The 23,265-nt window shown below is 34.3% G+C and carries 16 protein-coding genes; 14 read left to right on the forward strand and 2 right to left on the reverse strand.

The window, feature by feature from the left end; translation table 11 throughout:
- Positions 1 to 135 precede the first annotated feature (135 nt).
- Positions 136 to 852 carry a class I SAM-dependent methyltransferase gene (locus tag OL234_RS01230; protein WP_275469358.1) on the reverse strand — a complete coding sequence of 239 codons (717 nt, stop codon included), beginning with the start codon at positions 850 to 852 and terminating at the stop codon, positions 136 to 138.
- A gap of 228 nt (positions 853 to 1,080) precedes the next feature.
- Between OL234_RS01230 and OL234_RS01235 the strand changes: the two genes are divergently transcribed.
- The 7 genes from OL234_RS01235 to OL234_RS01265 all read left to right on the forward strand — a co-directional run bounded on the left by OL234_RS01235 (position 1,081) and on the right by OL234_RS01265 (position 9,515).
- Positions 1,081 to 3,258, forward strand: a complete 2,178-nt coding sequence (locus OL234_RS01235) for a HelD family protein (RefSeq protein ID WP_275469359.1) — start codon at positions 1,081 to 1,083, stop codon at positions 3,256 to 3,258.
- 93 nt (positions 3,259 to 3,351) lie between these two features.
- Entirely contained in the window at positions 3,352 to 3,852 is a 501-nt protein-coding gene (locus OL234_RS01240; protein WP_275469360.1) for a methylated-DNA--[protein]-cysteine S-methyltransferase, read from the forward strand.
- 147 nt (positions 3,853 to 3,999) lie between these two features.
- Positions 4,000 to 4,710, forward strand: coding sequence for a response regulator YycF (gene yycF / locus OL234_RS01245; protein ID WP_275469361.1), 711 nt, complete (start codon positions 4,000 to 4,002; stop codon positions 4,708 to 4,710).
- 11 nt (positions 4,711 to 4,721) lie between these two features.
- Complete coding sequence (gene walK / locus OL234_RS01250) at positions 4,722 to 6,545, forward strand: cell wall metabolism sensor histidine kinase WalK (RefSeq protein WP_275469362.1); 1,824 nt, start codon at positions 4,722 to 4,724, stop codon at positions 6,543 to 6,545.
- Positions 6,542 to 7,840, forward strand: coding sequence for a YycH family regulatory protein (locus OL234_RS01255; protein WP_275469363.1), 1,299 nt, complete (start codon positions 6,542 to 6,544; stop codon positions 7,838 to 7,840). The genes walK and OL234_RS01255 overlap by 4 nt, the downstream gene beginning before the upstream one ends.
- A complete protein-coding gene (locus OL234_RS01260) occupies positions 7,840 to 8,658 on the forward strand; it encodes a two-component system regulatory protein YycI (RefSeq protein ID WP_275469364.1) in 819 nt (272 codons plus the stop codon). The genes OL234_RS01255 and OL234_RS01260 overlap by 1 nt, the downstream gene beginning before the upstream one ends.
- A gap of 50 nt (positions 8,659 to 8,708) precedes the next feature.
- Positions 8,709 to 9,515 (forward strand): MBL fold metallo-hydrolase, encoded by an 807-nt coding sequence (locus OL234_RS01265; RefSeq protein WP_275470089.1) that lies wholly within the window; start codon positions 8,709 to 8,711, stop codon positions 9,513 to 9,515.
- A 32-nt stretch (positions 9,516 to 9,547) separates the two neighbouring features.
- On the opposite strand, the gene OL234_RS01270 is transcribed toward OL234_RS01265, so the two are convergent.
- Positions 9,548 to 10,816, reverse strand: a complete 1,269-nt coding sequence (locus tag OL234_RS01270; protein WP_275469365.1) for a S1C family serine protease — start codon at positions 10,814 to 10,816, stop codon at positions 9,548 to 9,550.
- Positions 10,817 to 11,199: 383 nt separating this feature from the next.
- On the opposite strand from OL234_RS01270, the gene rlmH reads away from it, so the two are divergent.
- From rlmH to OL234_RS01305, 7 genes are all read left to right on the forward strand, one after another.
- A complete protein-coding gene (gene rlmH, locus OL234_RS01275; protein WP_275470090.1) occupies positions 11,200 to 11,679 on the forward strand; it encodes a 23S rRNA (pseudouridine(1915)-N(3))-methyltransferase RlmH in 480 nt (159 codons plus the stop codon).
- A gap of 572 nt (positions 11,680 to 12,251) precedes the next feature.
- Complete coding sequence (locus tag OL234_RS01280) at positions 12,252 to 15,344, forward strand: lectin-like domain-containing protein (RefSeq protein WP_275469366.1); 3,093 nt, start codon at positions 12,252 to 12,254, stop codon at positions 15,342 to 15,344.
- The gene (locus OL234_RS01285) at positions 15,334 to 15,690 is read left to right on the forward strand and encodes an LPXTG cell wall anchor domain-containing protein (RefSeq protein ID WP_275469367.1); all 357 of its coding nucleotides are present in this window, start codon (positions 15,334 to 15,336) and stop codon (positions 15,688 to 15,690) included. The genes OL234_RS01280 and OL234_RS01285 overlap by 11 nt, the downstream gene beginning before the upstream one ends.
- Positions 15,691 to 15,694: 4 nt before the next feature.
- Positions 15,695 to 16,390, forward strand: coding sequence for a WxL domain-containing protein (locus OL234_RS01290; protein WP_275469368.1), 696 nt, complete (start codon positions 15,695 to 15,697; stop codon positions 16,388 to 16,390).
- A 61-nt stretch (positions 16,391 to 16,451) separates the two neighbouring features.
- Positions 16,452 to 17,495 carry a WxLIP family cell surface protein gene (locus OL234_RS01295; protein WP_275469369.1) on the forward strand — a complete coding sequence of 348 codons (1,044 nt, stop codon included), beginning with the start codon at positions 16,452 to 16,454 and terminating at the stop codon, positions 17,493 to 17,495.
- A 547-nt stretch (positions 17,496 to 18,042) separates the two neighbouring features.
- Positions 18,043 to 19,539, forward strand: coding sequence for a hypothetical protein (locus tag OL234_RS01300; RefSeq protein ID WP_275469370.1), 1,497 nt, complete (start codon positions 18,043 to 18,045; stop codon positions 19,537 to 19,539).
- A gap of 403 nt (positions 19,540 to 19,942) precedes the next feature.
- Entirely contained in the window at positions 19,943 to 23,116 is a 3,174-nt protein-coding gene (locus OL234_RS01305; protein WP_275469371.1) for a YfhO family protein, read from the forward strand.
- Positions 23,117 to 23,265 lie beyond the last annotated feature (149 nt).

Consider the following 23,265-nt stretch of genomic DNA (forward strand, 5'->3'; position numbering starts at 1 on the left):
TAAGTGAAAAAAACCACCTTGTAGGACTTGTTTGTTGTACTAAGTTTTATAAGTAGATGGAATGCTTTTGAGTGTCTTTTTAGTAAGCGTTGTTACGGTTTTATTGCTTCAAAGGTAAAGGTTTGATTGCTATTGCTAGGGGGGGGCTAGATAGTCATAATCTGCTGAGAGTGTAATACTTTCAAATCCAACTTTTTCTAACATTAGTTTAAATTCGCTTAACCCATACCACCTCATTGTCATATCTTGTAGCTCAGTTGCGATTAAAGAACCTTCTGTCCATTTTTCATATTTTAAGTAGGTTACAATGTGTTGGTGGAACCAATCAATTGCAAGTGTTTTTTGTTCTAACGTAATGCCGGTTTTTTTATCTATAGAGTAAGTAGTCGTAGAGACTTCACCTATCTCTGGATAAAAAGGTAGATCTAAATCGATAATTAATCGTCCTTTTGGTACGAGATGGTCAAAAAAGTTTGTTAAAACTTGATACGCCGTTTCTTCAGAAGGAAGTAAAGAAAAAGAGGCAGTGGGCATAATGATTGTGTCATAACAGTTGCCTAAAGCCATAGTGGCAAGGTCTGCTTGAATTAAATTTGCGGTCAAGTGACGTTGATGACAGGCTTGAGAACATTTTTCTAACATATCAGCTGATAGATCGACGCCATCTACTTGAAAGCCTTCTTCCAATAAAGGAATTAGCATCCGACCAGTCCCTACACCCGCCTCTAATATGGGACCATGACGGCCTTCTAAGCGTTCTAAGTAATAAGTAATATCTCCATTTAGCTCACTGCCAATAGGCTTTGTCAGCTCATAAACGGCGGCACAGAGGGGACCATAATTTTTAAACATCAAACCATTCCTTTCAGTCGTAGCTTTTTAAAAGCTATTCTTCTTTTAAAATAACAAATCCTGCCGTAAAAGTCACGGTAAGACTTAGGTGATAAAAACACTGATAAAAGAAGGCGTTTACTTTGCTTTGACACTAAGTCTTATAATTAATTTTTTATATCATTGACTTATCTTAAACATGAGCGTAAAATTATTTGTTCGTAAGACAAAGTGGTCGGAGGTAAGAGAATGACTAAAAAGACAGAGTGGGAATTAGAACAAGCCCATTTAGCAATGGTATATGAAAAGCTAGTGGAGATGGAACGAAAGGTTATAAATGAAGCCGAAGAAGCTGATGAAGATTCTCGTAGTTTTTTAAAGAATTTATCAGAAGATGTCCGCATGAATAATTCTTCAGCAGCTGATAGTTTTGAGTCATTAATTCAAGTGGAACAAAAAAACCAAGAACTTGCGCAATTAAATTATAAACGTGAGTGGTTAGAGAAACAAAAAAATAATATTAAGCAACTAATGGCTGGTCCTTATTTTGCTAAGTTAAGTGTTTTGTATCCTGAAGAAACAGAAACAGATGAGTTTTATATAGGAGTAGCAGGGTTTAGTGACGAAAATCATGAACAGTACGTGTATGATTGGCGTTCACCGATTGCTAATTTATACTATGAAAATAATTTGGGGCAGACTTCTTATGAGGCGCCAATGGGCGAAGTTCCAGTTGATTTGAAAAATCGTCGTCAGTTAAAAGTGACCAAAAATAAATTAATGGATTTCTTTGATACTAGTACGGCAATTGAAGATCCCATGTTACTAGAAGTCTTAAATGAAGAGTCATCAGTAAAATTACAAGATATCACGAGCACCATTCAAAAAGAACAAAATGCGATTATTCGTGATACTAAAAGTGATGTTTTAATTGTTGAAGGGATTGCAGGGAGTGGAAAGACTTCAACGGTTCTACAACGTATCGCCTTTTTACTTTATCGTTATAAAGATAATTTGAGACCAGAACAAGTTTTATTACTATCGCCAAATCCGATGTTTAGTAAATACATCGAAGAAGTGTTACCAAGTTTAGGTGAAAAGAACCCTCGCCAAATGACGTATCGTGATCTGATGAGAACCCGTGGTAAAAATCACCATATTGAGGAATTAGAATCTCAATTAACGAATTATCGGGTCATGGATTCTTTAGAAAATATGTTAGAGATTGAACGTTATGTAGGGGAATTAGATGCTACCGATTTAGACTTTCAGTCGTTAACGCTTGGTTCAGAAGTTGTTATTTCAGCTAAATGGATGCGTCAAACGTTGATGGCTTTGCCGAAGGAAGTTGAATTATACCGTCGTTTAGGTTATTTACAAGAAAAAATGCAGGAAGCACTAATGAGTTATATTAAAACAGAAAGTCGAAAACCCAAATGGCGAAATGAATTAGAAAACCTAAGTAATGAAGAATACAATCAGTTATTTTCTCAAGGTCCAGGTCGTGGTGATAAGAGTAAGGGCCGAGAAAAAAATGAAGATGAGCAGATTGATCAAATTATTTATAAATTAGTTCATCGTCGTTATAGCGTGATCCGTAAAGCTATCAAGAGCTATCGTTGGTTAGATTTAGATAGTCATTATTTATTAGCTGTCGGGATGCCTTTAGAACAACCGATGTCTTTAGATCAAGCGACTGAATTTGCTTATTTAAATTATTTAATGGTGGATCGTGGGAACCATACACAAACCAAATTTGTTGTTTTGGATGAGGTACAAGATTACAGTGAGGCGCAACTTTATTTCTTAGCTAAAGTTTACGGTAAAGCTAATTTTACGTTAGTTGGAGACGGTTATCAGTCTATCTTTGCTCAAGGAACAACGTTTTCACGTGTTGAGGCGTTATTTGCAGGTGATAAACGTCGAGTGACCTCAGTCAAGCTACTGAAATCTTACCGTTCAAGTGGCCCAATAAGTCATTTTATGAAACACTTATTAGGTGGAGATGAAAGTGGCGTTGAAGTGATTGATCGTCCAGGGAAAGAACCAGAAATTAAAGAAATATTAGATTTAGACAGTTATCTAAACTATTTAAAAGTTCGTCTTGCTTCTTGCCAAGTGGATCAACGTCAAGTTATTTTAACTAAAGATAGTAATGAAGCACGTAAGTTATATCAACAATTAAATCAACCAACTGGGGTGACGTTAATTGCTGATTCAACAAAATTAGACTTAAGTGGTCAACAGTTTATCATGCCGATTCACTTAGCTAAAGGTTTAGAATTTGATGTTGTTGTAGTTCATGACGCTTCTGCTAAACGTTTTGCTAGTCAACATGAATTAAATTTATTATACACGGCTAGTTCACGTGCGATGCATGAGTTGTATTTACCTTATATTAAAAAGCCATCTCATTTTATAGTTTAGTAAGTAATAAAAAAAAGCCAATGCTAGTGTTTATGCTAGGGTTGGCTTTTTGAGGCTAATTGCGAGATATAAAAGTGATAGGAGTGGAGTGAATTGAGTTTATATTATGATTGTCTACTCATAGAGGAGTGCGAATTGGTTGTCTTAATCAGTGAGCAGGGGCTACGTTATTTAGGAGTCGGAATGCCAGAGATGACCAAGGTCAATCCAAAGAGAGAGCAAGTGAAATTAAATCAGCAAAAAGTCGCCCCTTATATACTTCAAATAAGAAGATATTTAATCGGAGAGTTGAGACAATTTGAGTTGCCCTTAGATATCAGTTTAGTCGGAACTGAGTTTCAACAACGTGTTTGGCAAGCCTTACGACGTATCCCTTACGGCTGTCATTTGACCTATGAAGAAATTGCTATTATGATTAATCGCCCTAAGTCTATTAGAGCAGTTGGAACTGCGATTGGTAAAAATCCAGTTTTATTACAAATTCCATGTCACCGTGTTATTCGTAAGGATGGAACGCTAGGTGGGTATTCTGGTGGGCTAAATTTGAAAAAGAGAGTATTAGATTTAGAAGAAATTAGCTATAAAGACATATAGCGTTATAGTGGTCATTAAGTTAAGAAGCGTATACTTGTCATGGCAAGTATAAGGTTACCTAAGGTTTTATCTGACTCCAAAATAAGGTATAATGAATAAGATATCCTTAGTAGTAGTAAGATGACAGTAACATGAGGAGGAAAAGTCATGAAAAAGATATTAGTAGTAGATGATGAAAAACCGATTTCGGATATTGTTAAGTTCAATTTAACTAAAGAAGGATATGAGGTCTTTACCGCTTATGACGGTGAGGAGGCGCTTGAATCTGTTAAGGAAGTTGAACCAGATTTGATTTTGTTAGATCTGATGTTACCAAAGATTGATGGGTTAGAAGTTTGCCGCGAAGTTCGTAAAAACTATGATATGCCAATCATCATGGTAACGGCAAAAGATTCTGAAATAGACAAAGTATTAGGATTAGAGTTAGGGGCAGATGATTATGTCACTAAGCCATTTTCTAATCGTGAACTAGTCGCACGTGTTAAAGCCAACTTACGTCGCCATGGTCAAACCAGTTCAAAGGCAGTTGAAGAAGAAGAAGAAGTAAATGAGTTGGAGGTGGGCGCTTTAACCATCCATCCAGACGCTTATATTGTATCAAAACGTGGGGAAAAAATAGAATTGACCCATCGTGAATTTGAGTTATTACACTACTTAGCCAAACATCTTGGTCAAGTGATGACACGTGAGCATTTATTGCAAACAGTGTGGGGTTATGATTATTTTGGCGACGTTAGAACAGTTGATGTGACAGTTCGTCGCCTACGTGAAAAAATTGAGGATAATCCGAGTCATCCAATATGGCTTGTGACGCGTCGTGGTGTTGGTTACTACTTACGAAATCCCGAACAAGATTAGGAGCAATGAACATGAGGAAAAAAATTAGTTTTTTCCAATCTGTTCACTTTAAAATAGCCATGGTGTTTGTCCTACTGTTACTAATTTCAGTAGAGATCATCGGGGCTATTTTTATTCGTGAACTGGAAAAAAATACTTTGACTACTTTTAAAGAAACAATGAACGTCCAAGTTGAGTCCCTTGCTTCTAACCTTAGCACTGAATTAATTGCAGGAGATGAAGAGGGAGATGCTGTTTTAAAACGAACAGTCAATGAATTCTCCAAACGAGATGTCTATGAAGTTAGAGTTGTTGACGATAAGGGGATCGTGCGAGCGTCAAGTGATGCCAATAATCAAAATATTATTGGGAAAAAAAATGATATAGCGGCACTCAATGATTTTACTGAAAAACGGCAAGAACAAAAGGATAGTGAAACAAAACAGCGAGTTTATATTAATGTTCAACAAATTCGCTCGCCAGCAGGAGATGCTGTTATTGGTGGCGTGTATGTTAAGAGCGATATTGAAAGTAAATATGGTGAAATTAATAATACTACCTTGCTTTTCTTTTCCGCCTCAGTGATTGCAATGACGATTTCTTTAGCTGTTGCCTTATTAGTGGCAAGAACAATTACTAAGCCAATTGGTGAGATGCAACATCAAGCTAGAAGAATTGCTCAAGGTGATTATAGTGGTGAGTTGGAAGTTCATGGTCAAGACGAATTGGGTCAATTGGCTCAGACCTTTAATGAATTATCAGAACGAGTCGAGGAAGCACAAGAGACCTTAGAAGCGGAACGACATCGCTTAGATAGTGTGCTATCGCACATGACAGATGGTGTTGTGGCAACCGATCGTCGCGGTAAAGTAATTATTATCAATGAAAAAGCCTTGCTTTTATTGGAAAAAAAACACGAAACAAGTGTGGGACGTTCAATTTTAGATCTTTTGGATATAGAAGAAGATTACACTTTGCGTGAGTTGTTAGAGGGTAAAAATGAGCAACTGCTGACGATAAATCACGAGGGTGAGGAAGATGAGACAATCATCAAGGCTGATTTTGCGATGATTCGACGAGAATCTGGTTTTATTAGTGGATTAGTTTGTGTCCTACATGATGTAACCGAACAAGAAAAAAATGAACGCGAACGTCGTGAGTTTGTCTCCAATGTTTCTCACGAATTAAGAACACCTTTAACGAGTATGCGTAGTTATTTAGAAGCTTTGTCGGATGGTGCCTGGGAAGATCCTGAGATAGCGCCACGATTTATCAATGTCTCCTTAGTTGAGACCGATCGTATGATTCGAATGATTAACGACTTATTAAATCTATCAAGAATGGACTCACAGCGTAGTCCCTTACAAAAGGAACTATTAAATTTAAATGAATTAGTTAATTTTGTGTTAGATCGTTTTGAAATGATGATTAATAAAGAAAATCAAAATTATACGATTAAGCGTGAATTTACACGTCGTGTCATTTGGGTAGAAGCTGATCAAGATCGATTGATGCAAGTATTGGACAATATTATGAACAATGCTTTAAAATATTCGCCTGATGGTGGTGAAATCACGTGTACCTTATTGGAGACTCATAACAATGTCATTTTAAGTGTGAGTGATCAAGGGATGGGGATTCCTAAAAAAGATGTGAAGCGTATTTTTGATCGTTTCTTCCGTGTGGATAAAGCACGCTCTCGGGCAATGGGAGGCTCTGGTTTGGGACTAGCCATTTCTAAGGAAGTCATCAATGATCACGGTGGCACTATTTGGGCTGAGAGTGAAGAAGGAAAAGGCTCAACCTTCTATCTATCACTCCCTTATGAACCGATAGAGGAGGATGATTGGGAATGAAGGTATCAGGTAAAATAATTCGGATAATGCTAATTTTAATGATTTTTATTAGTTTGATTTTATCGTGGAAGATTTGGACAAATGCTGGAAGTACCGAACATGATCAGCAACGTAACCCAGAAAAATCTCTTGTTACTAAACAACCGAAAGATGTTTTCTTACCAGTTAAATTAGTCTACCATTCAAGCGATGGTGGCCATTACTATACGAATAAGGAAAGTTTAATTCAAAGTATGACAAAAGAATTGGTCAGCCGTATGAAAGGGAAGATCACGATTTCTTTAGGAAAAAAATACTTAGAACCAGCTAGTAAACGTGGGTCTTTCGATATGATTATGTCTAGCCCAATCTCAGTGACGTACTTCTTGAAAATTAATGGCGTTGAGCCCGATAAGGAACTAAAGAGTTCGGTTGATTTTCATCGCCTAGTTGTGTCATTAGATGAGAGTAAACTGCACTTTTTAGATAGCGATGATCGTCAAGTTTATCAATTAAAGCTGTCTGGTGAGATGAGCGAATTAAAAGATATGATTAAAGCTGAAAGTAGCCGTTTGTTACCAGTCATGAATCCGTCAAGTGAGCTACCAGTTTTTTATGAATTTAAAAATGAAATCAAACTGAAAAAATACAGCTATATTTTGGCAACACAGTCTTATACGACGTTTTCACAAGCTTTTTTTGATGATCGACAAGAAGTGATTTCAAATGAAGAAAACGATGAAAGTAAAGACGTCAATTTGATGACAGCGGATGGTGGGACGTTAACAGTTTTATATGATACTGGAGAAGTTAAATATACCGGGCATTTTGATGAAGTGATGAGTCGTTCTTATGATACCGATACGATTTTTGAAGATAGTTTTTTCTATTTGAAAAACATAGGGACTTCGATGGGAACACTTCGCTACTTTGAGGGCAGTGATAATAATGTGACCTATCGCAATTATGTTGAAGGCTATCCTATTTTTAGTGAATATAGCAAAGGACGGATCTCTGTTTCAAAAGATAATAACAATGTTAAAGTATTGACGAATCAAGAAACAATTCAGGTTCCGATTCCCTCACATGAGGAAGTTGTTCTAAAAGGGACAGATGATACCATTAAAGAATTAACCACATTAGGTATCACGAAACGTGATATCCAAGATCTCCAAATAGGTTATCGTTGGGAAACAAACAATGAGACGAGACAAGTAGTTGACTTAGTGCCGGATTGGTACATTAAATTAGATGGTACTTGGGAGAGTTTGACTGAGATTGGTCATAGTGTGGATGAGAAAGAAGGTGGCAAATAATGGATTTCAAACGAATTGAATTGATTTTTTTATGTGCCTTCTTGTCTTTAAATTTATTTCTTTGTTATTCGTACTATCAAGGGAAAATCAATCAAGCGCAAAATACGGAAGTTAATAGCGTGGCCACAATTGAAACCCGCCTAACATCCGATAAGATTAGCTTCCCTAAAAAGCTGTCAGAAGACGTATCTGAAGGCTATTATCTCAGTGCAGCTGCAACTGATTTCACCGAAATTGAGCATGACTACACACCAAAAGAAAGTCAAAATAAATATACTTTTGGGATGGCATTCAGTACACCAGAAAAAATATCTAATAAGTTGTCAGATAAAGAATGGTTAAGCTTTATTAAAGAAAACCCTCAGATTGCTTTAGGGAAAGATTATAAATCTGTACATAAATTAACCGATAATAAAGAGGTTCGTACTTTTAGTCAGATCTATGAAGAATTACCATTTAATGACGAAACGTCAGAATTAGTATTAGAAGAAGTGGAAGAATCAAAAGGGAGTCTATTAGTGACAGGTTTTATGCAATCTCATTTAAGTGAAATTGAACCATTACGTGAAAAACAAGAATTAATTACTGAAAAAGAAGCGATTGATACACTTTATATGGGAAATAAGATTCCTTATGAGGGGAGCATTCTTCAAACGCAATTAGCTTATACTAGAATTTTTACGATTCGTGGTAAAAATGTGTATGTGCCAGCATGGTTTGTGTTAATTAAAGATAACAAGAAAAATGTTCATATGGAGCGTGTTAATGCTTTTGCAAATTCAATTATTTCACCCAATGTCTCAGAAGTGAAAAAATAATTCAAGTATGGTAAGGTGAGAATAATAGTTTGAAGGAGTCTGATTGAGTGTTGAAGAAAGAAGAAGCATTTAAAGTAAGTATCTTGGCAAGCGGTAGTACAGGTAATGCCTTATATATCGAGTCTGATAAGAAAAAATTTTTAGTAGATGCAGGGTTGAGTGGTAAAAAAATAACCAGTCTTTTAGGAGATATCAAACGGTCACCAGCAGATTTAGATGGTATTTTGGTAACTCATGAACATAAAGATCACATCCATAGTGTTGGTATTTTATCTCGTAAATACGATTTGGATATCTACGCTAATGAACTGACATGGCAAGCAATGGCTAAAAATATTGGGACAATCAAACCAGAGCATCAACATATCTTTGAGATGGGTAAGACTAAAACTTTTGGCGATATGGATGTTGAAAGTTTTGGTGTGTCTCATGATGCAGCGGCCCCGCAATTTTATCAATTTCAACGTAATAATAAATCTTTTGTTATTTTGACCGATACGGGTTACTGTAGCGAACAAGTCCGAGGGGTTGTTAGAAATGCTGATGCTTATTTGATGGAAAGTAACCATGATTTAAGTATGTTGCGAATGGGTAAATACCCGTGGAGTTTAAAACAACGGATATTAGGTGACAAGGGCCATCTATCCAATGAAGATGGGGCATTAGTTATGGGTGACGTTTTGGGAGATAAGACAAAACGTATCTACTTAGGGCACCTTAGTCGTGAGAATAATATGAAAGAACTTGCTCATATGACGATGGAAAATAGTTTGAAAGAACAAGGACTGGGTGTCAATCATGATTTTAAAATATATGATACTGATCCAGACCAAGCTTCAGAATTATTTTCGATTTAAAAAAACCAGATGACTAAGTCATCTGGTTTTTTTTATTCTTTTTGTTGTTGTTTAAGGGCCGAAGCTTGATCTAAAGTTAATTCAACGGTTGTAGTTTTCTTTTCTTTTTCGCGGTAGTAAGTAAGCTCAACTGTTTCTCCAACTTTTTTCTTGTACAAGATAGATTGTAAGTCAGTCCCACTTTCGATTTCTTTACCATCGATTGCCACAATGACATCATATTGTTTTAAACCAGCTTTTTCAGCAGGAGAGGCAAATTGTAAGCTACGTACAATAACTCCGTTTTTAACGTCGTTAGGAAGTTTTAAGATATTTTCTTGTTGTTCTTTACTGATCATTGCCAAATCACTCATTGTAATCCCTAACATTGGTCGGTTCACTTCACCATCTTTTTCTAATTGGCTAATAATTGAAACAACATCATTACTTGGAATTGAAAAGCCCATTCCCTCAGCTGAAACGCCGCTAGTTGCTTGAGCAATCTTAATAGAGTTGATACCAATGACTTGCCCGGCGATATTAATCAGTGGGCCACCAGAATTACCAGGATTAATGGCAGCATCTGTTTGTAAAGCATTGATGTTGACGGGTTGGCCGCTTTCATTTTCATTTGTAATCTTACGATCTTTAGCAGAGATAATTCCTAAAGTGGCACTGTTAGCATAAACTGATCCTAAGGGGGAACCAATAGCAATCGCTGGCTCTCCTACTTTTAATTTATCAGAGTCACCAAACTCAGCTGCTTTTTTGACTTTCTCACTTGGAACTTCTAAGACGGCTAAGTCAGTATAGCTATCTTTCCCAACTAGTTTAGCATCAATCTTAGTCCCATCATTTAATAAAACTTGCAAGGCATCAGAACCATCTACTACGTGGTTATTTGTCACAATATAAGAGTGGTCCTTATCTTTACGGTAAATAACACCACTCCCTTCACTACTCGCTTCTAATTCGTCATTCGTTGTATGTGACTCTTCATTTTCTTTCGCTCCAAAGAAACGGCTAAAATCATTTAATTGTTCTTTTTTCTGAAGATTCACGACAGAGACAACCGCTTCCTGGACATTTTCAACCGCTTTTGAGACGTTAGAGTCTACGTCATATTTAATAGAACTGACATTTGTTTCTTGTTTATCTTCTTTTGAAGAGCTAACTGGCTTGTCGTTTGAAGGCATGGGATTAAAAAAAGTAAAGGCAACGCCTACGGTCACTAATCCGCCGATAATCCCTCCAAGCAATCCTGTTAAAAATCGTTTTCGTTCGCCAGTTTGTTTTGTATGTGGTGTGACATCTTTTTTCATATTACTCGGTGTAAAACACCATTCCCTCCTTTTATTTTCTATTATAGATCTAGTATACCTGTTTCTTATAGCATTAGTCTAATATCTTAATTTGAATATTTTATGAAAACTTATTGGAGAAAACAGGTGAAAATAGTTAAAATATAAAAATGGGGATAACTCGTAACCGCTTTAATAAAAGTAGTTTATCCACTAGTTTTATCCACAATAGTGTTAATAAGTTAATAACTTCTAAAAAAGCCTAAAATAAAGGACTCTAAAAAGTGAGTTATTCTAGTTGCTTGTGTATAAAGTTGTGAGTAATGTGTATAACTTTAGGTTGCTTTTTATTCAAAGTTAGATAGTATTGAGTAGAAAGAGACTAATGTAAAGGAATGACTGAATTGAAAATAAAAATTGTTGCTGTAGGGAAACTTAAAGAAAAGTACTTAAAACAAGGCATTGAGGAATATGGAAAAAGACTAGGAAAGTACTGTAAATTTGAAATTATCGAAGTTCCTGATGAGAAAGCCCCAGAAACATTAAGTGAAACAGAAATGATCCAGTTAAAAGAACGAGAAGGGATAAAAATCCTTAGTAAAATCAGTGAAAGTGACTATGTCTACGCCTTAGCAATTGATGGGGAAAACTTTAGTTCAGAAGAATTTGCAGCTTCTGTGGATAAAGTCACTGTATCAGGGAAAAGTACCTTAACTTTTGTGATTGGTGGCTCACTAGGATTATCCTCGGAAGTGATGAAGCGCAGCAATCAAAAAATTTCATTTGGTCGTGTCACCTATCCTCATCAATTGATGCGTTTGATACTATCCGAGCAAATTTATCGCTGTTTCCGAATTATTCACGGACATGCCTATCATAAATAATGAGGTTTTTATAGTTAGATATGTATCTAGAAAAGTATCACTGGACTAAATAAATGACAAGTAAACCCAGCGAAAGCACTGAGAAATCAGTGCTTTTTTGAATGCTAATCTGTATTAGGTGGTTTTACATAAGTGAAATGAGAGGTATTTGGAAGAGTAATGACTGAAATATTGTTTTAGTAGTCAAAGAAATATGTGACCAATAGACAGTTAAATTAATAAGAAATAAAAATTATATAAGATTATTTAAGTGATAGATCTTATCACTATTTTGATAAAAATGTATATTGTCTAAAAAATATGTATATTGAAAATTTGTTTTGTTTATTTTTTAATAGGACGATATTAAGTCTGTTTTGAATGGTTTAAAAATATATGAAAATTTCATTTACAAAATAGGTCGTATATTATACAATTTATTTGCACATCGTATCAAATTTGTATAATAATCAAACTATTTTATTTTAATAGTTATTTTTTAATTTGTACATATATTAACAAAATTGTAGCGAATATGACTGGGAATATGTAATAAAGAAGGTTTATTTTAATTTTGAATCGAGGAGATAAGATTGAAATTTAATAAAATTAAAATGTTAATAACGCTAGGAATATTAGGTTCACAATCGATTGTTTTTTCAGGGACAGAATGTCTGGCACAAGAATCTGTAAATAAAGCAACAGATTTTTATGAAGTCAAAGAAGAGTTAAATTCATTCGATGCTTTAAAAAAAGACAATGAGTCCGTAGAGCTAAGTTCAGAAACGGAAAAAAAAGTTGAGAATAAAAAGGTAGTAAGTGAAGAGCAAATAACTTCAAAGAAAACAGACGACACAAAAGAAGCGCAAGTTTCAAAGAAAACAGACGACACACAAGAAGCGCAAGTTTCAAAGAAAACAGACGATACACAAGAAGTTCAAGTTTCAAAGAAAACAGATGATCCAAAAGAAACACAAGTTTCAAAGAAAACAGATGACACACAAGAAGCGCAAGTTTCAAAGAAAACAGACGATACACAAGAAGTTCAAGTTTCAAAGAAAACAGACGATACACAAGAAATTCAAGTTTCAAAGAAAACAGACGACACACAAGAAGTGCAAGTTTCAAATGAAACAGATGATCCAAAAGAAACACAAGTTTCAAAGAAAACAGATGACCCAAAAGAAGAACAAGTTTCAAATGAAACAGACGACACACAAGAAGCGCAAGTTTCAAAGAAAACAGCTAAAACAAAAGAAACACAAGTTTCAAAGAAAACAGATGATCCAAAAGAAGAACAAGTTTCAAGTGAAACAGAAGACTCACAAGAAGAACAGGCGACTAAGCATACAGATGAAGTTAAAAAGCAAACAAACACGCCTAAAAAGATTGAAAATAACATAAACAAAGGTATAAAACCAAAAGAAGGCTATACAATTGGAGATGATATCCCGGCCTTAATTGATATATTTGGAAATAAAATAGAAGATGTACAACCCATTAAGGATTTGTTCAATCCACCGAACATCATTCAGCATACGGTGAAGAACGGTAAGAAGGACTTGAATCATCAACCGAACCATGGGACTCAAGGAGAAATTGGTTACAATGGAAAGGTGTTACAACTAACAGACGCTAAACTTACACCTGATGGTGGTACATCTACTTCAATATGGTCAACACAATTTGTTAGTCTAGATAAACCATTTAGCTATGAATCATATATATATTTAGGAAAGCGGAGCAACCCTAATCACGATATTGCTGATGGGATAACATTCACTTTGCAAGCTGATGAGAACGGTAAAAATGCTGAAGACCAAGGTATGGAAGGTGCTTGGTATGCGGCAAACGGTAATTTAGAAGGTGGTTATCTAGGAGTAAATGGTTATATTGGTGATATAAGTAGTACATCAACTCCTGCATTAAAAAGAAGGATAAATAATTCCATCTCTTTTGAGTTTGACACTCATTTGAATCCAAGAAATACAAATGATAAGGGCTCAGTAGATAATGATGTGATTAGTTATTTAGGGCCGAAACCATATAAGTATAATATTATGGGATCACATATGGCTTTTGTAAAAGGGTATGGGTATGAAATGAATGGAAAAGACCCAGTCCATGAAGATTTATCATTTCCTAAAGCTGATTTAGGTGATGGAAAATGGCACAAAATTAAGTTTTCTTGGGAACCTGAAACTAAAAATAGCGGAAAAATAATTATGGAGACAGATATTCAAGTAACCTATGTTAAACGAGACAATAAGCCAGAATCAGAGAATCCTTCTATTGATAATGGGGGATTGTCTTCTAAACAAGAGATGTATATTTCTGATTTAGATAGTGTATTTAATTTTTCTGCTGAGAATGGTGAACATGAAGTTGCCTGGGGATATACAGGTGCGACCGGTGGCATGTCTGCTTCATCTGCGATTGCGGTTACTAAATTACCAGATGACCCTGAAGTAAACGAAAAATTAGCTATTAAAAAACGTAAAGCAGATGATGAAGAGTATACAGCTGATATCCAAGTTGCTAATAAAGAGAAGCTAACTTTAAAAGTTAATAATATAGTTGAGGATAAAGAAGAAAATATTAAAGTTAAAAAATGGGAAAATGTGACAACTTCATTGAGATTACCTACGGGTGTCACACTTGATAAGGAAAGTTCTCAGGCTAGAATTTATAAATATAAAGAAGGTTCTAATAAAAAAGAAGAGGCAGGAACAGCAAATGTTTCGCTAGTTGAAGAAGAGGGAGAAGAAATAGCTAAAGTATCAGTAGAGGGTAGTGTTAATGGTAATGATGGTTATGAACCTAATCAAGAAATTGAATTAGACTTAGTTGTTGAAGACATGGCGAAGCTTGAAGATGGGAATAAAAATATGATTACTGGTTTAGCTGAAGGTAAAAACGGGGTAACGAAATCAGAAAAACCTGTTTATTTAGAGTTACTTGATCGTCAACCTGTTACTGTCAATTATGTTTACAATAATGGATCAGATGACGAGTATCTTCCTGAAGAAATAGTTAAAAGTAAAACCTATACGCCAGAAGGAGAACAGGAGTCGGCTTTAGTACCTACTAATTTACTTGAAAATCATTTTAATTATATTGAAAATGATTTAGGGCTAAAAGAGATCAATGATAAAGGTGAACTTACAATCCCCTTTAATCAAAAAGAACAAGTAGTGAATTTGAGATATGATGGTATGACGTGGCTTTCTTCATTAGAGGGAGGATTATCTTTTAAAGGGAAAATGCAAGTAGAACCGCAAACTTTGGATCAACTAACAGATCACATTAATATGCAAGTAGAGAGCACCGAACTTGAGCCAAATTGGCAATTAAAAGTGAGTGGTACACCTTTTGAGTCAGAAGATGAGCGGTTACCAGAAGGGGATAACGGTCTAATATTAAATATTAATAATAAGGTAGTTTCAGACAAGAGTTTAGAACTTTTTGACGAACCAGAGACCTCGTCAGCTAAAGAGATTAGCATTGGGACTCCCGAAGGGTTACCTGCTAGGCTTTCAGTAGGTCCAAATAGTTTTAAGTGGGTTAAGCCAGCTAAAAATTATGTAACGACCTTAACTTGGACGTTAGAGGATAAAAATGCTGAATCTGTCACAACAGAAAAACAATCATTACCGCTGAAAGAAGGTGCTGAGGATGAACAATAAACTCCCTCGTGTTGTTCTTTCATTAAGTATCATGATTTGTTTATTATTGACATCTAGTCTGCAGACACAAGCCACAGAGGATTCACGAAATAGTAACGCAGGGATTAGTTTCTTACCCAACCCTGAATTACCTCTTTATCCAGATGAGAATGATACCCAAAGTGAGCCTTTCCCTGAAAAATCAGATCGAGAAACAGTAGAAAAAGAACCAGGTAAACTCCCACAAACAGGGGAGAAAAAATTATCCCCTGTTTACGGTTTAAGTATTATTAGTTTAGCAGTAGTGATGTGGTATTTCAGAAGAAAACTTCTTGAAAATAAAAAAAACAAACAAATGGAGGAATAATAATATGAAAAAAGTAGTTAATGCTTTATTAGTAGCATCAATCGTTTTAGGTGGATCAGCTTTAGGATTTGTGGCAAATGCTGAAGAAACGCCTGAGAAAAAAGACTCAAAAGGTAGCGTAATGTTTGACGCTGGGAAATTAGAATTTGTTACACCAAAAGACAAAGACGGTGTTACAAAAGAAGTGCCAGATTTCCGTTTTGAAAAACAAAAAGTTGGGGTTGCTAATGAAACGATTAAACAAATCAAAGGTAGCAGTGATATCGCATTTGCAGGATTAACTGATTATACCGGTACCGGTAAAGGCTGGACGGTTAAACTAAAAGCCTCTGATTTTGGTACTGGTAAAGATAAAAATGCTGAACCAGGGTACCCTGAAACAAAATCTGTATCACCATCGTTAACAGGAATGGTAATCACTATTAACAATACTGTTACTGATATTTTTGAATCAGGAGCAGATGCTAAAGGTGTAGAGAATACTGCTGTTGCAGCAAATGGTAAAGAAGCAGTGACAATCGCATCTGCAGAAAATGGTGAAAGTGAATTCTTATTTGACTTATCTGACACAACACTAACAATTCCTGCTGAAGATGCTCGTAAAGCACAAGCAACTGCTGATTATACATCAGATTTAACTTGGACTGTAGAAGCCGGCGTTGATGCAGGTGGGCAAAAAGGAGCATTACCAGTAAAATAATGAAGAAATAAGGACTTAGGTCCTTATTTTTTTTAAATAGTATTAATAAGGAGACAAAAAGATGAAAAAGAGAGTAATAGCAGTGATGATTACCTTTGTATGTTTGTTTATCCCAATGGTAGCAAATGCTGAAGGGTTTACCATCAGTGTAAAACCAGTTATTCCAGATAATCAGGTTGGTGATGTTACCGGATATTTTAACGTGAATATGTCCGAATCAGAAGAAAAAACATATACGATTCAAGTCAGTAATGGGGGGACGACTGAAAAGACAGTTGATGTTTTAGCAGTAAATGCCGGGACAGCATCAGATGGTTCAATTGATTATAGTAACGATAAAGCGAGATTGGTGCCTGATATAAAAGTAAAATTCACTGATTTAGCTACTGTTCCGAAAACATTGACTATTGGAGCGGGTGAAACGAAAGATCTGGAGTTTAAAGTTAGTACACCAAAAGATAAATTTCCAGGTATTGTGTTAGGGAGTATCTTTATTCTTGATAAAGGTGATGCCAAATCTGAGGAAGACAAGACAGGTGGTATGACGATTAAAAATCAAATGGGGTTTCCAGTTCAAATGATGGTAACCACGTCTGAAAAACAAGTGAAGGCTGAGTTAGCTTTGGAAAAAGTAAAAGTTGGACAGCACGCAGGACATCCATCATTAGAAATTCCAATCCAAAATGTTAATCCTAATATTATTCCTGATTTAAAGGTAACAACGAAAATTTATAAAAAAGGTTCAGATAAACCCATCATAGAAAAGACCAAAGAAGACAATCGGTTGGCACCGCAAGCAATTTTTCCTTATCAGGTTCAACTGTCCAAGGATAAGTTAATACCTGGAGACTATCAAGCTCATATTAAAGCAACATCTGAGTATGGGAAATGGGAATGGAAGCGTGATTTCACAGTAAGCAATGATAAGGCAAAAGAAATTAATGAGAAAACTGTTCAAAAACCAGTCTCAAAGCTTAAATATTATTTGATTGGTGGAGGACTACTAATTCTGTTGATAGTAGCCTATCTGCTTAATAAAGTTAGAAAATTATCAAAAAAAGTGAATGAAACTTCTGAGTTAAATCAGCATGATAAAGCTGACTAAATACTTAATATAAACTTCCTATTGAAAAAATATAATATATAGATGATTTAGCTAGTCAGCTAGAGTTGCTAAATGATGAATGACGCTAATAAATAGTATCAACTATACTATATATTTTAATTGTGAGACAACTAACCACAAGTGTTAGTTGTTTTTTTATTATACAAAAATCAAGAGAGAAGCTAATATTTCATAATCAATTGAAAAGATAGATTACTAGAGGTGGTAGATTTTAACTAGTCCTTTGGCTATTTCATGAGAAACTACATGAGGCTCAACACCATTATTTAGATTGAATAGTAAAAATCACAAGTATAAGGAAAAATGATTTTAAGTTATTTTTAAACTATTTGTTTTTTTTTATAATTATTACTAGTAATAATTATAAAAAATAGTTAAAAACCTTAACAAATAAGATATAATTACTTTAAGAAGACATCATTTTTCAAAAAGTTTAATAATCAGATTGTCTGCCATCAAATAATAGAAAATAAGGAGGAAAGCTCTAGTTCAAATAAAGAACTGTGAATGGAGTTTGTAGAAGAGAATGACTATAATTTTTACATTAATTGCAATTGTTGTTATTTTAATGATCATTGGACCACCTATTTTTTATGGATCATTAATGTTAATAGGAGTGTTACATATTGTCTATGCTATATTGGTAGGTGCGGTAAGACTCATTTTTTCAATTATATTTGGTATCTATGACTTTTTCACGAGGCCATTTAGAAAAAAAGAAGAACCACTAGTAAAACCAAAATCGCAAGCTAGCCCTCGAACATCCGAGATTGAATTGTTATATAAAAGGTATAAGCTTAAGGAGCGTTATCTACTAGTTAATAGTGTCCAAAGTCTTGAAAAAAGATTATCAGACCCTAGTCCCTTAGAAGTAAATACACCCTATATTTCGAAATATGGAATGGGTGCTATGATTGATTTAACTAAGTATGACTTATTAAATAATAAAAAATTAATCAAATCTGGCTACTTTGTAAGATCAAATGAAGAAAGGCAATTAGCTAATGTCCCAGGTTGGGACTTAATCAAAAAATATAATAAAGGGTCAGGTCAAGCCAGATATCATCGGACTCATTTATTACCTTTTCGTTTTGCGTTAAGTGAGGGTGTTGATGTTCCTAGGTTATTATTTCCAGGTACGGCAATGTTAAATTCTGGTAGCAATCCAGCTTTAGGTTATCGGGTTGAGGACAATGGTTTTATGAGCAATGAAGATCGACAAAAGAAAATTGAACGAGAAAATCTAGAGTATCGATTAATAGAGGGGCTTAGCATGGAGACCCTATCCAATGTGTATCTAAACTATGATCGCACACTAACCCTATCTTTAGATGATTTTGAGCGTTATGCTGACCAATATATTTTTAATTATTCAGAAGACAAGCATCATTTATTTAGGTATGGGGTTACGACACATGGTAAGGAAGGCAGTATACCAGAGGCGGTAGAGGTCTTTCTATTAGATTTAAAAAATAATAAAGTTGTTTTGTGTGTGAAGATTCCAAATATTATCGAGGAAGCAGTCAATGAGCAAGTCTCTAGTGACCAGATAGTCGAGGAAGCAGTCAATGAGCAAGTCTCTAGTGACCAGACAGTCGAGGAAGCAGTCAATGAGCAAGTCTCTAGTGACCAGATAGTCGAGGAAGCAGTCAATGAGCAAGACTCCAGTGACCAGACAGTCGAGGAAGCAGTCAATGAGCAAGACTCCAGTGACCAGACAGTCGAGGAAGCAGTCAATGAGCAAGTCTCTAGTGACCAGACAGTCGATGAAGTAGTCAATGAGCAAGTCTCTAGTGACCAGACAGTCGATGAAGTAGTCAATGAGCAAGTCTCTAGTGACCAGACAGTCGAGGAAGCAGTCAATGAGCAAGTTTCATTTTCTGATGAACTAAAAGCTACTCGCATAAGTTCTCAATTAACTGCCCATGAGACGATTATTAAATATCAAAAATTATTAGCAGATGATATTATCACAGCAGAAGAATTTTCTGAAATCAAGAAAAAAATTATCAAAAATTTTTAAAAAGAGATGTATGTTACATGGGAACAGCTAGAAAATAGGTTGAATGCTGCAGATTTTTGCTATACTTAAAATTATTCTGATAGTTAAATCTGATAGTTGTATAAAATCGTAAGAGAGGAACACTACAATATAGTGTTCCTCTCTTATACTATATATTATTTTAAGAAAAAGGCATAGGATACATTTTTGTCTTTAATAATAAGCCCAACTACAATTTGTAGAACAACAACATATAGAATATAGAGTATTAAAATTTATAGTGGTCACGATTACTCCCTTATAAAAATAATTATCAACCTGCTATTTGGTGAGAGAAGTAAATAGGTGTCAAAAATTAGTTTAAAGAAGAGTACTTTTATAGTACTGTTAATAGTATAGAAATGGATAGAGAGGAAGAGAAGTAATGTGTAAAGATTTAAAAGAGGGGCCGTTGATAGAAAAGCTAATAAAAAAATATATAGCTAGGGCCCTGTTATTAGTTGTGGTATCGTTAATTTTTTTTCTGAGTCTATATGGACTAACTGAATGGGGTTATCAAAGTATTAATAATATTAGTTGGCTATTGGCTATTATAGGTGTTAATCTGGTTTATTATAATTCTAATAAAGAAGGATATATGAGGAACAAGTATAGAATATTATACATCGTGTTTATACTAGCAACCTATGCATTAGAATCTTTTTTTCTTTTTGGTGGAATACATATAATAAACTTTCCCATACTAGCTTCTAAAATTCTTAGTAGCATATTAATATTGAGTTTGATATATACAATTAAGAAAATTAGTGACAATATTTACTCTCCAACATTAGCGAAAAGTAATTTTATTATCCTATATACACTTCTTTTTATTGGAATCACATCAATTGTATTTTTTCCAGTAATATTTGGTGGTTATGCTTTAGTTTATGAGGGGGATGGTTTTAGCCAACACTATACTTTATTTAAAAATTTTAGAGAAGAATTGTTATCAATAATAAAAAATGGTGAATTTCCAGCTATGTGGGACTGGACATATGGTGTCGGTAGTAGTTGGTTTTCAAAGTATGTATATTACAATTTAGGTGATATATTTAGTTATTTATCAATTTTATCACCTACAAAATATTTGGTTCAGTGGTTTAGTTTTTTAGTTTTATTGAGAGCGTACTTAGCAGGTATAGCTTATTACATTTTTGCTAGAACCAAATTAAAAGGTCAAACGGCATTGATTGTAACATCAATTGCGTATGCTTATTCTCCTTTGGTAATTATGAATATTACGAGGCATCCTTTTTTTATTAATGTTATGATTATTTTTCCTTTGTTATTACTAGGAATAGATTTGGTGGTTAAAAATAAAAAAATTAACTTATTTATTCTTATTACCGCATGGGCAATCATTAATAACTTTTATTTTGCATGGTTGATGGCAATTGGTGGGTTATTGTATCTTGTATTACTTTATTTTAACGTGTATCAGAAAAAAGAATCATTTTGGTTGTTTATAAAACCATTTATCGTGGCATTGTTTATTGTGATAGGGTTAGTTTCTGTTTACATTATCCCAGTATTATATAATGTAAGTCTTATGAGCCGTGGAGAAGATATTTTTGCGAATGACTTGATGATTTATAATATGCAATATTATTTCCGTTTACCTTTGGATTTAATCAATATGAACGGCGGAAGAGCATTGAATTTCTTTGGAGGTTATAGTGTAGTATTCGTACTAGCTAGCGTGTTTATATTTAGACGAATAAAAGAGTATCGTGTGCTGGCTGGTAGTTTAATTATTGGTATTATAATTGTTCTAAGCCCTTATTTGGCAAGTATTATGAGTGGAATGGGTTCGCCGGTTCAGCGTTGGATGTTAATTTGGAATGTACCAATAGCACTATCAATTGGTTTTGTATTGGATAATTTAAAAAATATTCAGAAAAAAGATCTTACTATTTCTATATGGCTATATATTTTGATAATTATTTTGTCATTTATAGGCGAAAAATTTAAGATGGCTCAGTTGAATCTAACGCTTCCTTTGATTTGTATGATGTTATGTTTAGTCATTATTTTTTGTAACAAATTGAATTTATTGACTCTGAAAATGAGTAAGTTATGTTTAGCCGCTATCATCATATTTAATATTTTTGGTAATGTTTGGTCCTATCATTCTTATAATAGCATTGCTAGAATCGATAAGCATACGAGAACAGCCGATTATCTAGAGAAAAGTATAGCTGATTCTTTTGTAGGTGTTGAAAATATAATACAGACAAAACCAGATCAAAGATTACATATGTCTAATGTTGATCGTTTAATACCAACGAAATTTTTTAGAGGAAACACTTCTAGTTTGTTAGGTGTCTATCAATTAAACTCGTATAATAGTATAGAAAACAAATATTTAAATACGATGCTTTATGAAGGGTTTGGCAATGAAAATTTTCCATCAGCACCTTTTGTGGTTACAAAAGATATGCCGATCTTGTTAAGATTTATGGGTGTTAAATATTATGTGAGTAAAACTAACTCATATCACCCTAGTGGTTATGAAAAGATAGAAGAAAAAGAGAGTTCTAAAGATATTGAAATTACGAAAGCTAATAGTGTTGTTCCATTTGCTTACGCATCTCAGGATAGTATATTAGAAAGTGAAGCGGAAAAATTAAGTCAACCAGCTCGTTTGAATATGTTATTAGATACTGTTGTAACCAAAAATAAAACTGATATATCATCTCATTACAAACCAAAGTATGATGAAGTGAAACAAAAAATAATAAAAATTAAAGATAAAAGTACAGGTGAAGAATTAAAAGCTATAGATAACCGATACACCTTTTTAGCAGGCCATGATTACAATGTAGAATTAGATGTAGAGTATCTAGATAAGAAAGATGTTTTTTTATCTTTTGATGAAGCTTCACCAGTATTTGTACCTAAAGAGATGCGTTTAAAACGAATAAATACTGGCAATAGGACACCTTATGATAACTTGAAATTTTATATAAATAACATGTTTTTATTTGATGATGCTAGTATAAACTTTAGAGTAAAGGGCACTGAACTAGTTCAAGGAATCTATTCAGAAGGAAAGCTGTCGGGGAATGGTTATCGAAAAATAAAAAGACAAAGTTATTATATGGGTAAGTTAGATAATAACATGTCTAGCTCAGTTAGCTTTAGTAATAAAAGTGAAAATGATTTACGCATCTCTAATTTACATTTTTTAACACTACAGCAAGACGAGAATATAATAAATAAAAAAATAGAAAAATTAAATCTTAACAGATTGAAAAATATTAAATTTACAAAAAATAAAGTAGAAGGTATTATTTCTACGAAGGGTACGGCTATGTTAGCAACTAAAATTCCATATCAACCGGGGTGGCAAGCTAAAGTTAATGGTAAAGTTACAGACATTCAGTGTGTTAATTATGGATTTGCAGGAATAGAATTAGATAGTGGTGATAATGAAGTTGTATTTACTTATCAAGAGCCAGGGCTATTAATTGGTTTAGCCATTACTTGTAGCACCTTACTTATCCTATTAATAAGTTTGGGATACATGGCACTGAGTAAATCTGAAAAAAAATGACAGTTTAATTATTACATTTAGTATCAGATACTAAATGTAATATCAAGAATAGTTAGAGATAAACGCTGAGTAATCAGCGTTTTTTTTTGATAGGAGCTTAATGTGCTTAAATAGTATCGAATAATGCAGCAGCATCTTATAAGTTAGTA

This window comes from Vagococcus intermedius (genome assembly GCF_029144185.1).
GTDB lineage: Bacteria > Bacillota > Bacilli > Lactobacillales > Vagococcaceae > Vagococcus_D > Vagococcus_D intermedius.